The 14,994-nt window shown below is 40.4% G+C and carries 7 protein-coding genes; all 7 read left to right on the top strand.

Features of this window, described 5'->3' with window-relative positions; all coding sequences use genetic code 11:
• Positions 1–783: 783 nt before the first annotated feature.
• Positions 784–4,230: a helicase-related protein gene (locus tag DR864_RS02595; RefSeq protein ID WP_114065483.1), complete on the top strand. Its 3,447-nt coding sequence runs from the start codon at positions 784–786 to the stop codon at positions 4,228–4,230.
• Positions 4,227–5,255: a hypothetical protein gene (locus DR864_RS02590; RefSeq protein WP_114065482.1), complete on the top strand. Its 1,029-nt coding sequence runs from the start codon at positions 4,227–4,229 to the stop codon at positions 5,253–5,255. The genes DR864_RS02595 and DR864_RS02590 overlap by 4 nt, the downstream gene beginning before the upstream one ends.
• A gap of 99 nt (positions 5,256–5,354) precedes the next feature.
• Complete coding sequence (locus DR864_RS02585; protein WP_114065481.1) at positions 5,355–8,420, top strand: DUF1156 domain-containing protein; 3,066 nt, start codon at positions 5,355–5,357, stop codon at positions 8,418–8,420.
• Positions 8,421–8,423: 3 nt separating this feature from the next.
• The gene (locus DR864_RS02580) at positions 8,424–9,491 is read left to right on the top strand and encodes a DUF262 domain-containing protein (protein ID WP_114065480.1); all 1,068 of its coding nucleotides are present in this window, start codon (positions 8,424–8,426) and stop codon (positions 9,489–9,491) included.
• 2 nt (positions 9,492–9,493) lie between these two features.
• Complete coding sequence (locus DR864_RS02575) at positions 9,494–10,594, top strand: DUF3696 domain-containing protein (protein WP_114065479.1); 1,101 nt, start codon at positions 9,494–9,496, stop codon at positions 10,592–10,594.
• A gap of 2 nt (positions 10,595–10,596) precedes the next feature.
• Positions 10,597–11,499, top strand: a complete 903-nt coding sequence (locus DR864_RS02570; RefSeq protein ID WP_114065478.1) for a hypothetical protein — start codon at positions 10,597–10,599, stop codon at positions 11,497–11,499.
• Between the two features lie 160 nt (positions 11,500–11,659).
• Entirely contained in the window at positions 11,660–14,944 is a 3,285-nt protein-coding gene (locus tag DR864_RS02565; protein WP_114065477.1) for a DUF499 family protein, read from the top strand.
• Positions 14,945–14,994 lie beyond the last annotated feature (50 nt).

Here is a 14,994-nt window from a genome sequence, read left to right as displayed (position 1 = left end):
AGCTTTTAGGACAAAAAAAAATGAATGAGCGATACTAACAGCACCGGTCTATCCATCTTAATGATCATTTTTTTTCTTCGTGTAATTAAAAAGTTATCAAACGGTCTTGGCCCTAAAAATCAACCAGTTGGCAAACAGCATAAATTGAGTTAACTACTCCACTCTTTAGCTTGCCATACTATGTTAAAGCTTAAATGATATTTTTTATCATCAATCTCATATTTTAACATAAAACATTTAGAATCAACCGTATACAATTGACTAACATTGGCTTTTTCAGATTGTCCTGAATAAAGGCTTACACTAAACATCCCGTTTTACTACTATTTATCGCTGTGACTATGCTGAAAATAAAGTTAATTTGAAATATATGTGAGAATAGTATCAAGCCTTGAGAATAACCGTAATTCTATATATTTACAAAAAATCCATTACACGTTGAAAAATCACCATAGGTATATCGTTCGCAATGTCAGGTCAGGCACAGTGATAGGCGTGACTAATTGTAAAATATTACATGGTCTGTATGGCGAACTACGCAAACAGGAAGGGCTCACCGAATCAGTAAGTTACGCAACTTTTTACCGACGTATGAAATCAGGGGTATTCCGAGACTTAGGTTATACGTACGAGATGGTGGAGATATTCTCGGGTACCGATAAAGGAGATATGATAAAGGTACTTGTTAAATAAGACTGACGCCTGATTAATTCATCAACACCCGACTTCAAATTTTTCAAAAAAACCTAAGAATTTAACCTCTTAGCTATTCATTCCGAATCCATGCCTATACAACCCGGACAAATTGTTAAAAATCTGATTCCTTCCGAAGCAGTTACGGTTAATCAAATACAGCCACTGGGTTCGATGGTTTCCCTGAAATTTACGGGTGTCAACTCCAAGCGTGCCAATACCAAAGTTATTTCAAAAGGGGAATTTGAAGCATTAGAGGTTTTAGCGGAAGAAGGAACCTTCAATTTTAAGGGCGATCCCACAAAGTTTGCCCTGTTCGCGGAAGCAGAACGAATTAATTCCGCTTATCAATTTGACCCTTTATTTGCCGTTAATTGCAGTATTGTGGACCCTTTGCCGCATCAGGTGGAAGCTGTTTACAAGTTTCTCCTGCCTATGCCCAAAATTCGTTTTCTGTTGGCCGATGATACCGGTGCAGGGAAAACGATTATGACAGGACTTCTTATCAAAGAATTGATGATGAGAGGGTTGGCAGAAAGGATTTTAATTATTACCCCCGGTGGTCTTACCAAACAATGGCAGGAAGATGAAATGGGCGTAAAATTCAATATTCCTTTTACGCTGGTAAACAGAAGTCTTTTTTCTTCTGACCCTACCATTTTCCATACCGCGCAGAGGGTAGTCAGTTCCATTGATTTTATGTGCCGCGAAGATGTCCTCAATGTTGCCGGCAACTCTCATTGGGATTTGGTGGTATTTGATGAGTGCCATAAACTCTCTGCCTACGACTATGGCAGTAAAATATACCTCTCGCAGCGCTATAAGGCAGCGCAGGTTTTATCACAGCAATGTGAGCACATTTTGCTGCTCACCGCTACACCTCACCGGGGCAGAAAGGATACTTTCAAAAAGCTTTTGCAACTTTTGGATGAAGATATTTTTGCCACAGATGAAATAGCTTCTACCCGAATCAAAGAGCTGGAACACAATGGGATAAACAAGTTCTTCATTCGTCGTTTAAAAGAAGATATGAAGGATTGGCAGGGTAATCCTCTGTTCAAGAGTCGTTATACAAAAACGGTTGCCTACCAACTTACTGCTGAAGAAAAAGAGCTCTACGAAGCCGTAACCCGATACCTGAGCAAGAAAAAAGAAGAAGCCACCGAGACCAAAAACATCCACGTTTCTTTGGCTTTAACAGTCATGCAGCGCCGATTGGTAAGTTCTATCTACGCCATTAAAAATACGCTGGAAAGAAGATGGAAAGCCTTACAGGGCATTGTAGATGAGGTCAATAAAAACCCCAACCTTTGGAATCAACGCCACAAGCTGGAGGGCTTTGATGTGGGCAACATTGAAGAATTTGAAGAACTGGAGGATGATGAAAGAGACGCGCTGGAAAATATCCTCTCCGACCCTCGTAAATTTAAGCTCTTTACTACTGCTAAGAGCCTGGGAGAGATACAACTGGAAGCCATCGAAGTTAAAAAGTTGTTTGAGATGGCTCAGACGCTTTATAATCGAAAGCAGGAAGAGAAGAAATTTCAGGAATTACAGGAGCTGCTTAAATCCAACGGTGTACTGGATAAAGGAGAAAAGCTGGTCATCTTCACCGAACACAAAGATACGTTGCTGTATTTGGAAGAACGTCTTACCAAAAGCGGTGGCTATAAAGTCGTTACCATTCACGGAGGTAAAATGGTGGACGAACGCCGGGAAGCTCAGTGGAGCTTTGCTAAGCCTGATACCCAAATTCTGATCGCGACCGATGCCGCCGGTGAAGGGATCAACCTGCAATTCTGCCGTTTGCTGATCAATTGGGACATTCCATGGAACCCCAACCGATTGGAGCAGCGCATGGGTAGAATTCATCGCTATGGCCAAAAACAGGATGTACTGGTTTTTAACATGGTGGCAAGCAATACCAAAGAAGGAAAAGTACTGGAACGCCTGTTAACCAAATTGGACATTATTCGGGAAGGTATCGGTGACGACCGCGTGTATGACGTCATTCAGGATGTACTGGAAGGCGTTGGCTTGGATGATATTATCAACTCCGTTTTCAACGGCAAAGAAACCGACTTGGATAGGTTTTTGGCTCAGGAAGATGAAGTGTTGAAAATCAGGTTTACTGAAAAAATAAAGGAACAAAAAGCCAAGTTGGCCCACAGCACCATTGACTTTAAAGATGCCCGAATTTTGAAAGAAAATTCAGACGAAAAGCGTCTCCAGCCCATTTACATTCGTCTGTTTTTTGAAAAAGCCTTCAAAAGCCTGGGCGGAGTTTTTACGGAATTGAGACCGTCCATTTACCGGATTGACAAAATGCCGGATGCCGTCGTTACTGAACTGCGGGACAGGCATAAAATTCACTTTGATGCGCTTAAATCCATTCAATTTTGCTTCGATAAACAGGTATTTCTTGATTATCAGAATCTTGGAGACTTGGGAAAGGTCCATTATATAAACCCCGGCAACCCTGTTTTTGACAGTTTGGTCAAAGCAGTTCGTAATCTGTACCGGGAAGATATGATCAAAGGGACCATCCTTGTTTCTCCCGATGACAAAGAAGATTACTTTGCCTTTTTTGTAAAAAGCCAAATTGTAGATAATCGGCCCGGTTATCAGGAAGACAGTATTGCCGATGAACGATTAGTAATGGTACATCAAGCCAATAATGGTGAATTTCAAATCACTTCGCCGGCAAAATTTCTTGATTTGCACGCACCGACCGATTTTACCAAACCCATTGAGCCTCCTACTGTCATCAGTACGGATGAAGTGATTCAATGGAGTTTTGAAAAAATTACGGTCCCACAATTTGACGATACCAAAGACCATGTGTTGAAAGACGCAGCCGACCGTAAAAAATACCTTGAATCGGCTTTTACGAGGGTCATCATGGACTTGCAGATTGCCATTCAGGAGCTGCAAACGAAGGTATTGTTGGGTGATACCAAAGTGCAGGAAAAGATCTTGAAAAAACAGGAGCGCATTAATGAACTCATTCATAAGAAGGAAAGCCGTTTGGCAAGTCTGGAACTGATGGCCCAACTCAGCCCCAAGGCTCCGGAAGTATTGGGCTGTGCTTATGTGGTACCGCTTACCCAACTGGAATACAAGGGCCATTACGGGATGAGCCGGGATGATGAAGCCGAGGCAATTGCGATGAAAACGGCTATGGACTACGAAAGCAGCGTAGGCTGGAAACCGGTGGATGTGAGTGCCAATAACGAAGGCTACGACATAAAAAGCATCAGCTCCGAAGAACTCAAACGATACATCGAAGTAAAAGGGCGAAGTGGCTCGGATGGCAGTGTGATGCTTTCAGAAAATGAAATGAACCGGTTGGCCCAACTCGGTGATGCGGCTTGGCTGTATATCGTGATGAATTGTAAAAGCGAACCCAAACTATACCGCATTCAGAATCCTGCCAAGGCGTTGACTTTTGAACTAAAATCTAAGGGTGTACAGTACTTTTTACCCATGAACGAGTGGAAATCAAAGTTACACTCTTATACCTCAACCATTGTATGAGCAAACCTATATCCTTATTTGCCGATTATCACCAGCCCGAAAACATACTGACCAATCACTGTGGATTGGTTATGAAGCTGCTTTATGAAGAAAGTCCCAAACGTTTTCAGGAATTTTTGGTCACTATCGCAGGATCAGGTACCGATTTGGTCGTGGGACCGGTGTTTAACCAGCAAAGTAAAGGCAAAAACAGTATTCCGGACCTGACGATTGTTCAGAACTCCTTTTCTGTCTTCTTTGAAGTAAAAAGAACAAATTGGTTTTATGACGAGCAATTAATCAACCACATCAAGGGCTTTAATGATTCTATTCAGACAAAAATCCTGTTTCTGTTAAGTAATTTTGAGGAAGATAACATCTCTTCTCAACTCAAAGAAAGCGTTCATAAAGCGAAAGAAGCCGGCGTCATTCTACAACCGCTTTCCCTTGAGAATTTCGTTGATGCCCTCGAAAACGCTTACCAAAACACTTCACTTTACTACCTTGTGGAGGAGTTTCGGAGTTTTCTTGACCGAAACAACTACCTGCCAAAATGGAAATATCTTTTGGACGTAGTAAGCTCATCGGGCACGTTACACGAAGTGAACGATGGCGTTTATATGTGTCCAAATTCAGGAGGTGCTTATACCCATCAACGTGCTAAATATTTTGGTGCCTATTCCGACAAAGCCGTACGTACAATCCATGAGATCAGAGCTGTGTTGGTAGTCGAAAAGGGTTTAAAAAGTGTAAGTGTTTCGTGGAATAACAGTGGAGAAAGCGAAGAACTATTGAAGCTGGAAGCTCTCAATAAGATAAACCAATGGGAGAACAGAATAGAGGAAATAAACGCCTACGATTTGCAGGTATTTCTCCTGTCAGAAGGCTTTGAAACTTATTTTTATAAACAAACAAGCGGGGGAATGCTGCAATCGAAAAAATATTTCAGAGAGATTGCGGCTGTGTTGAAAGCGGATACTGCCCAAGATTTAGCTCTAAAACTCAACAAGCAGGATTGGGGAAAATTTGACTATCTGAATCAGTAAAAGTTTGCCCGAAGTAATTCTGTTTACAAAACAGTACCGTTTACGAAAACGTAAACAACCAAAAAACATAAACGTATCCTATTGAGAGAAAATATACCAATGACCGCCCCTAAAAAACTCATAGAAGTAGCCATGCCGATCAAAGAAATATCGGCGGAAAGTGTAAGAGATAAATCAATTCGGCATGGGCATATCAGTACGCTGCACCTGTGGTGGGCACGCCGACCGCTGCCGGTGTGTCGGGCGGTAGTGTTTGCCAGCTTGGTACCTGATCCGCTTGACCCTAATTGCCCACAGGCGTTCCGTGATTCGGTAGAAATACTGCTTGGAAAAGAAAACAACCCCGGCGACCCGTATGCGCCTTACAAAGACATCCCGTGGACGGCCGTTTTTGACCCCATGGAAGACAGCCTCCGAAACCGCCTGCAAATGTTCATTGGGAAGTTTACGGAAGATATGCAGCAGGCGTTGCTTCATAGCCGACCCTCGCCTGCGGCCGGTAAACAACTCAGCGACGCCAGTCTCATCAAATGGGATAACAAAAACAACGAAGCCATCATCAACAAAGCCCGAAAACTCATTTTTGTCGCTCATAACAGTTTACAGGCATCTGCCGGCAGTAACCCAAAAAGCGCTGATGAATTGCTAAAAGAGTTTGAGGAATTATACAGCGCCGTTAAAAATACTGAAACAGAACTTTACAGCCTGTCTGACCGCCATCTTGAAACCGACACCTCCAAACAATTAACGGTTGCCCTCAATCAAGCCATTGAATCTTTCCTCGACCGGATGCCTAAGGTTTTCGACCCTTTTGCGGGTGGCGGGGCCATTCCGCTTGAAGCGGCTCGATTGGGTTGCCGAACATACGGCAACGACATCAATCCCGTAGCGCATATCATCCAAAAAGGCAGTTTGGAATTCCCTCAGAAATACGGCAAACCAATCACATACAGTAAAAGTGAATTTGAAAATTTATATGGGAGGGATGAATTAAAAAAATGGTGCAAAGAAAACGGCAAACACCCTGATACTGAGAACTTAAAAATAGAAATACCTAACCGTTTAAGCTTTGATGTAGAATTTTATGCAAAGAAATTAATAAACAATACTGAAAACGAAATAGGCCACCTTTACCCTGCTGATGAAAAAGGTAATAAGCCCATTGCTTATTATTGGACTCGTATCGCCACTTGCAGCAACCCATCTTGTAGGGCAGAAGTACCATTACTTAGACAATTTTATTTAGTTAATAAACCAGATAAAAAGTACTATTTGTCTCCAACTATATTAGATAAAAAAATTGATTTTGAAATAGCTGAAGGAAGTTGTGAGGTAGAAGGCTTTGTATCTAAAGGTAATTTATTGTGCCCATGTTGTAAAAGTATTACAGATGTTAAATCAATAAGAGCAGAAATTGAAAATGGAAGTCGAAAAGTCAGATTGATTGCTGTAATATATGATACACCTGAAGGTAAAAGATATAGATTACCAACTGAGTTAGAACAAAATATAATTACTCCAGAGATACCATTACCTTCTGAACTTTTACCAAAAGCATTGACAGGTGGATCAATCATGTCTTGGGGCTATAAAACTTGGGGAGAGATGTTCACTTCTCGCCAACTATATGCTTTACAAACCCTTATTCAAAACCTAAACTTACTTAAACAGGAATTATTATACATTGAAGAAAGCTATAGAAAAGCTATTATTACATATTTAGCAATTTTAATAGATAGAGGGACTGCAATTTCCACTTCCTTTGGTAGATGGGACGTATCAAGGGAGGGGATTCAAAGCCCATTTTCTAAACAAGCTATTCCAATGATGTTCGATTATCCAGAAGGCTATCTTTTGGGCAATAATATGGGGAGTTTATTAAATCAATTGGATTGGATAACCAGATATATTGAATCTGAAAATGATTATCCATTTTCTGTCGAATTAAAAAATGCCAGTAGTGGTGACAAATCTCAGTTTTCTGACAAACATTTAACGGCAGTTATTACTGATCCACCCTATTACGACGCAATCGCATACGCTGATTTATCTGATTTTTTCTATGTATGGTTAAAACGTATGTTAAATGATATTTATCCCTTGAATTTTGCGACCCCTCAGACCCCTAAAAGTGAAGAATGCACAGCTTTAAAACATCATCATAATAATAACAAAAATGAGGCTAAACAACATTTTGAAGATAAATTGACACAAATATTTGATGCTATTGAACACCAAACTTCAGAAATTGTCAGTATCATGTTTGCTCATCAAAGTACGGAAGCTTGGACAACCCTCTGTAATTCTATACTTGGTGCCAGAATGAATATTACGGGAAGTTGGCCAATGGATACAGAAATGGCGAATAGAAGTTTAGGATTATCAAGTTCTGCATTAGGTTCATCCGTAACTGTTTCATGTAAACCCGCTCAAAGCAGAGGATACGGAGATTACAAAGAAGTGAAAAAAGCAGTAGAAAAAACTGTAGCTAAAGAAGTCACGGAGTTATATAAGTTGGGTTTTCGAGGTGCTGATTTGCTCACTGCATGTTTTGGGCAAGCAGTCAGTGAGTTTGGCCAATACAATAAAGTAGAAAAAGCCGATGGGACCGAAGTAACAGTAGCCGAATTGTTGGAATTAGCCCGTGAAAGTGCTTTTAATGCCCTTCTTAAAGGTTTTGATGGGGATGATTTTACCAAATTTTACATTGGTTGGCTCCAACTCTATGGCTTTGCCGAAAGTGAGTTTGACGATGCCGCCAAATTCAGCCGGGTGGGCTTGACTATCAATGTCAATGAGCTCTTTACCGAGCATTTATTGATCAAAAAAGGCAACAAGCAAACCCTTGGTAATTATCAGGAACGGATAGCCATCAACAAACGCCTGGGGGAAAATAAAACCGATACTCTCATCGACCAGGTACACCGCGCCATGCACCTGTATGCCGGGGCCAATCGCAGTCCTTTACTGGCTCATATTGCCGCCGTAGCTGACAGCCCCGAATCGGCTTTTTGGCGCGTTGTCACTTCCTTATTGGAATTACTGCCCGCCGGTTGCAATGACCACAAACAGGCTACCGGCTTACTGAGCAACCGCGACAGTCTCATTCGAGAAAGCAAGCAGGCCTCTGAGAATAAAGTGATACAAGGAAATTTATTTGGATAAAATATGGAAGGCTGGAATTTAACGGACAAACAACTGCCTTATAACCCCGGCGATGTTGATATAAGACAACAAACTTTTATTGTGGGTGACATACTTTGGAAGATTAAGTATAACGAAGTAGAGCTTTGGAGGGAAGACGTATACCAACGAAGAAGTAATGCTTGGACTCTAACCCAAAGAAGCAGACTTATTGAGTCATTAATTATGCGCATACCGCTCCCTATATTTTATTTTGATGGTAGTGAAAGTCCTTGGAAAATCATTGATGGTTTACATCGCCTTACAACTCTATACACTTTCATTGAAGAAGACCAATGGGAGTTGAAAGATTTAGAGTTTTTGACTGAATATGAAGGATTTAAGTATTCTGAATTGCCATTTCGTTATCAAAGAGCGATACAACAGTCAACTATTGAAGCATATATTATTAATCCGGGTACTCCAAAACAAGTCAAGTTCAATATTTTTCAAAGGATAAATACAGGAGGAACCTCGCTGAGTCGACAAGAAATTAGAAATGCTTATTATGGCGGATTAGCCACAGACTTTATTAATGAATTATCAAAAGCCCCTGAGTTTTTAAATGCTACTAATTACAAAATATCAACCCATAGAATGAAAGATAAAGAATGGGTTTTGCGTTTTGTGGCATTTTATAAATTTATTGAATTATATGCTCCACCTTTAGAAAAGTTTCTTGATAAAACAATGGAGATAATTCCCAATTTTGATCATGAATTGTCTGTAATTAAAAGTGACTTTATAAAAAGCATGAATTTATGTGGAGAACTTTTTGGAGATACAGCATTTTACACTTTAAATGTAAAAGGGGAAAAACTGGGCTCTAATGTGAATATTGCTTTATTTGAAACGTGGAGTGTAAACTTAGCAAAGTTAAGCGACTGTGAAGCAAAAAATGTCTTATCCAATAAGAGTTTAATAGTTTTTGATTTTATCAAATTACTTCAAGATATTGATTTTTATAAATCCATATCTGCGAGCACATCCGGTAAAAAAGCGGTAATAACTCGGTTTATGTCAATTGAAAGCTTAATAAAACAATATAAATAAAGATGCTCACTGATTTAAGATTGTTTCAATTTAAGAAATTTAAGGATGAGTCCATAGAGTTATTCCCTCTAACACTTTTAACAGGGATTAACGGCATGGGAAAATCATCTGTGATACAAGCATTGCTGGTACTTAGACAGAGTTTTGACAGGGGTGAACTTCAAAACAACAGGAACTTGGTTATAGAGGACAAAGAACTTACGAACTTAATTAGTCCTGATGACATGCTTAATGCAGACGCTGAGAGTACTGACGTAAGTATTACAATCGAAGATGATAACATAGGGAGTGCCACTTGGAAAGTCAGAGCGGAAGGCAAATCAAACACTTTACCTCTAGTAGATAATGTTCAAAATGAGATGTATGTTATTTCTCTCTTCTCCACTACATTTCAATACTTAAAAGCAGAGCGTATCGGTCCCCGGGCAACTTATGATAGACTGACTGTTACTCGGCGGCATAGTCCTATTGGTTACAGTGGCGAATTCGTGGCTAATAGGATCTTAGAAGCAGCAAACCAATTGGAAGAAGTACAGCTTGAAAAAGTCAAGATTGAAGGCCAAAGTTCAAAAGTATATGATTTGTTATCATATTGGATGAGTGAAATCCTTTATCCTGACTCTAAAGTAGTTTTGGGAAGTAGCGACGCTTCCAAAATTGATTTAGAATATACTTTTAAAAATCAGCCAACCAAAAAATTTAATCCCTTAAACATCGGATTTGGCTTTTCTTACGTATTACCCGTAATTCTGGCGATACTTACTTCAAAGCCAGGATCACTTCTACTTGTTGAAAACCCCGAAGCCCATTTGCATCCGAGAGGGCAATCAAGAATGGGGCATTTGTTAGCATTGGCTGCTGAAAGTGGTTTACAAATAATCGTAGAAACACATAGCGACCATTTATTGAATGGAATTAGAGTTGCTATTAAGCAAAAAAAATTAGGTTCTAACAAAACACAGATTCATTTCTTTACGGAGGAGTTTAAGGATACAAATAAACAGTCTTTTGCCATAGAAGAAGATGGAAGCCTCGAACGCTGGCCTAAAGGTTTTTTTGATGAATGGGATAACATGTTAACAGAACTGTTAAAAGATTCGTAACCATGAATTTATATATTAACGATTTGTCATACAACCCACAAAATACATCACCTATTGAGCCTTTGCTAAAAGATTTCATTGATGTTTGTGAAAGAACACAAAAATATTCGTTTGAGAGACTCATTGTTCCTGAGGATTATCGAAATAAAGAAATTACACAAGGCTTATCTTTTGCTGCTTATTTTTATACTATTCATAATTCAAATACTGGACATTTGATTCTTGATAGAATTAAAAGCTTGATGGCTAATCAATTCTATTCAACATCGAATATTGCTAATCAAGAAATGTTTTGGGTTGAATGGAATAATATTTCATCAGATTTTTTAACACAAGCACATAATCATACGGCACCTGTTATAAGTTTTAAGACTCATCCTGATTTTGAGCATCATAGAATTAATGTGAGTAAAGTAGAATTAGATAATAATACTAATACGATAAATACTGATGCAGCAATTAATAATCTAAGTGATTTAACCCATTTTGCAACTCACAATGCGTTTCTCAATAGTAAGCAACAAGAACAATTACTGCTAAAAGCTAGATGGAATGCACTTCAAACCCCTTTTAGAATGATTGTTAGAATGCAGCAATATCTTGTTGATATAAAATACGATGAAATAACTAATAACATTAACGATAATCAGAAAATTAGCATTTACCGTAGTGTAGGAAAATATATTGCTGAGATGAACGGATGGCAGGAGAATAACTCTCTATCTAAGAAAAATAATAGAGCTATTTTCAAAGCGTTGAATCAATCAGCTTATTTAGCTATTGATACGATGCATGGAACATTTGAATTACATGATAGAAATGGAAAACACAAAGGAGAATATAATTTCAAAGGAGAAAAGGTAGATGATGCAGATACCGCAGGCAATCATGATATAGAACTTTAGCAACACAGGAAAAATGATAGTTAATGTACAATAAGAATATTTATACAATGCATTACTCGTATGAACATTTTGAACTATGAGATAGGAATCTTCCGATGAAAGTGGTAAAATATTAATTGGCAACATTGGTAAACATATTGATTTTAAATTAGAGATTATAATGAATATTACTCAACTCCAACGAGAAAACTTAACCAAAGCCTTGGTGGTCTTTATTGAGGCTTTTCGTCCCTATATTGTATCGGTTCTCCTTCAGGAATACGGCGAAACTTGGCCCGCCGAATACGCCAATACCGTACTGCTTCCCGACCAACGAACCAAATGGAACGAAGGCTTGCGCAGCGGAAGCACGGCCATGGGCTTGTTGGATTATCCTCATTTCAAGCATTTTGCCATTAAATACAAACATTTAATTCGGTCCGACTTCGAGAAAAAAACGGGTGATTTACCCAACTGGCTGGGTGAGATTTATGAAACCCGTAACCGAATCGCCCATTACAATGAGCAAATCGAAACCGACGAAGCTACCAAGACGTGGATTCACATGCGAACCATCGCCCGAATCCTGAAAATGACTGAACTGGAAGAGGAGCTTAAAAAACTGGAAGAAAGTACCGGTTCGGAACCCAAACCGGAACCAAAAGTGACCGAAGCCCTTCCCTCCGGCTCCCAAGCATGGTTCAGGGTAGTACAACCTCACTTTGACATCCGTTTGGGTCGTTTGGACGAGTCCGTTTTCGCGGCCAACTTGGCTGAAGTAGCACTTGGGAATGGTCGTGAGGTATACAAAGATGCGTCTACTTTCTTCTCAAAAACCTACTTTACGGCAGGTCTCAAGAACATAGCCAAAACCGTACTGAAAGGGTTAAACGGCAAAGAAGACGCCGAAAATAGGGTAATATCGCTTCAAACCGGATTTGGTGGCGGTAAAACCCACACGCTCATTTCGTTATTCCATTTGTGCAAAGGAGGTAAATCGGTCATTGAATCCCCCTATACTGAAGAACTCCTTCGCTATACCGGCATCCCCGAATTTGACTCGGCCAATATTGCGGTTTTTACCAACACCACTAACGACGCAGCCAACGGTCGAAAAACGGCCGATGGAGTTCATATTCAAACCATTTGGGGCGAACTAGCCTATCAATTGGGCGGAAAAGAAGCTTATGAAATTGTCCGAAAAAATGACGAACAACTCATTGCTCCCGCCGGACTGTTTAAGTCGGTACTTGAAAAATGCAAACCTGCGCTGATTTTAGTCGATGAGTTAGCCGATTATTGCGTAAAAGCCTCCGCCCGCAAAGCAGGAAGCAGCAGTCTGGCCGATCAAACTATCAGCTTTATGCAGGAGCTTACGGAAGCCGTGGCCGGTACCAATCACTGTGTAGCGGTCATTACGCTGCCGGCAAGCCCGCAGGAAGTAGGCAACACCCCCGAGGCCCAAGCGATATTGAACAGTTTACAAAAACGGGTAAGCCGGGTCGGAGCCGATACGCAACCCGTAGCGGATGATGAGATATTTGAAGTGATCCGACGCCGATTATTTGAAAATATAGGCGACCCCCGCACCATTGAAGCCGTAGTATCCAATTACTTAGGTCTGTACCAGCAATATTGGACCGAGCTTCCTTCACACGCTGCCAAATCAGAATACAAACAGCGGATGCTGAAAGCCTATCCATTTCATCCGGAGTTGATTGATATTTTCCGGGTACGATGGGCAAGTCACCATGATTTTCAGCGTACCAGAGGGGTGCTGCGTCTTTTGGCCTCTATTGTCAGCGATTTATGGCAACGACAGCATTCTTTAGCGGGTGCCAACCGTCTTATCCATTCAGGCGTAGTCAACTTTGCTACCTTGGATTCCATGAGCGGACAACTCAAAAAGCTCTACGGAAACGGCTACGATGCCGTAATTACAGCCGATGTAGCCGGTGCCGCTTCCAATGCGTTCAAAATAGACAGTACCAAGCGGGAGTACGGACAATGGGATTTAACGCAATCTATTTCGTCGGTCATATTGATGTCTTCTTTTGGCAGCGATGGAGCCAACAAAGGGGTTTCGGTGGCCGAACTGAAACTTCACTTATTGAACCCCGATGGATTCAATCATAACAATATCAACGGAGCCTTAAACGAATTGGAAGGCGTAGCCCATTACTTATACTATGCCCAAACCGGCGGTGCAGGTAAGCGGTATTGGTTCCACACCAAACCCAACATTAACATTCTGATCAATCAAGCCAAGGGAGATATAAAGGACCACGATGTAACGGCTGAAATCCTGAAACGTATCGACGATAAAAGGAAGAATGTTCAGTTTTTCAATGTGCTGGTCAATCCGCCTGAGGACATACCTGAACAAACCAGACCTACGCTGATTATTTTGGGGCCTCACCACGTAGCAAATCCAACCCAAGTCAATGGTCAAACCAAACCATTGATTGAGCGAATTGCGACAAAAAAAGGTAACAGCGAAAGGATTTACAGAAATACGATGCTGTTTTTGTTGTGCTCAGAAGCAGGAATCGGCAAATTACACTCTTGTGTCAGGGAGTATCTAGCGTGTCAGAAAATAAACCAGGAATACCAAAACCAGCTGGAACGCGATCAAAAAGACGATCTCCGAAGACGAATGGATGAAGCTTCCAAACAAACCGAAACTGCATTGGTGGTAGCCTATTCGATTGTGGTGAAATACGCAGTGAAGAGCGGAGTTGATAAAATTGTCATTAAGCAATTCAAAGAAAGCCTTGACAGTCAAATTAATCAAACGATCATTGCTGAATTAAAAGAACAGGAATGGCTTTTGGAATCGGTAGGGTTAGGAACCCTGCGAACGAATCAATTACTGCCAACTCCGGAGCATTCGGTTAAAGTCAAAGACATATATGAAGCCTTCATTCGATTTGATGACAAGCCCATGGTTACGGGTAAAGATGCGGTATCAAGAAGTATTCAGAAATACTGTTCTAACGGGGAATACTGCATAGCCACCGGCGATGGGTCAAGTTTTACCCGATACTTTTTTCAGGAAAGTATTCCATTTTTTGATGTGGATGATATTACCTATTGGTTAGTTGATAAGAGCTTAAAACCTCAGCCACTAGCTCCCGTCCCTGTCAACATCCCTGATTCAGGGAATGTTACAACGCCTATATCCATCGTTAATGAGCCTTTTGTTTCACCTCAGGCAATTGGTGACACAGAAATCATTAAACAGCTCAAATCAATCATTATTTCTGGCAAAGTTCCTTTAGAGCGCTATACTGAATTGTTTAATTACTTCATCACTCCATTCGCAATGAATGGCAACAAGATTGAAATAGAAGTAAAATTCAAAATCAAATCATCTGAGAGTAACCCCATTGACGAAAGTAAGCCACAGTACAAATCAGCTAAGGAAGCGGCAAAGCAGCTGGGGTTGAATTTTGAGGAGGAATAGAGGAATTAAAAAGATAAATAATTCTAAAATTTGTTCTTTAAATGGCTATA

The sequence above is a fragment of the Runella rosea genome, from assembly GCF_003325355.1.
GTDB classification, from domain to species: Bacteria; Bacteroidota; Bacteroidia; order Cytophagales; family Spirosomataceae; genus Runella; species Runella rosea.
The sequence above is the reverse complement of the archived record's forward strand: the minus strand, read 5'-3'. Positions and strand labels throughout refer to the sequence as shown.

Bases quoted from the DNA above. Each gene is read 5' to 3' on its own strand.
- DR864_RS02570 (WP_114065478.1), top strand. From the start codon at position 10,597: ATGAATTTATATATTAACGATTTGTCATACAACCCACAAAATACATCA.
- DR864_RS02575 (WP_114065479.1), top strand. From the start codon at position 9,494: ATGCTCACTGATTTAAGATTGTTTCAATTTAAGAAATTTAAGGATGAG.
- DR864_RS02580 (WP_114065480.1), top strand. From the start codon at position 8,424: ATGGAAGGCTGGAATTTAACGGACAAACAACTGCCTTATAACCCCGGC.
- DR864_RS02590 (WP_114065482.1), top strand. From the start codon at position 4,227: ATGAGCAAACCTATATCCTTATTTGCCGATTATCACCAGCCCGAAAAC.
- DR864_RS02585 (WP_114065481.1), top strand. From the start codon at position 5,355: ATGACCGCCCCTAAAAAACTCATAGAAGTAGCCATGCCGATCAAAGAA.
- DR864_RS02565 (WP_114065477.1), top strand. From the start codon at position 11,660: ATGAATATTACTCAACTCCAACGAGAAAACTTAACCAAAGCCTTGGTG.
- DR864_RS02595 (WP_114065483.1), top strand. From the start codon at position 784: ATGCCTATACAACCCGGACAAATTGTTAAAAATCTGATTCCTTCCGAA.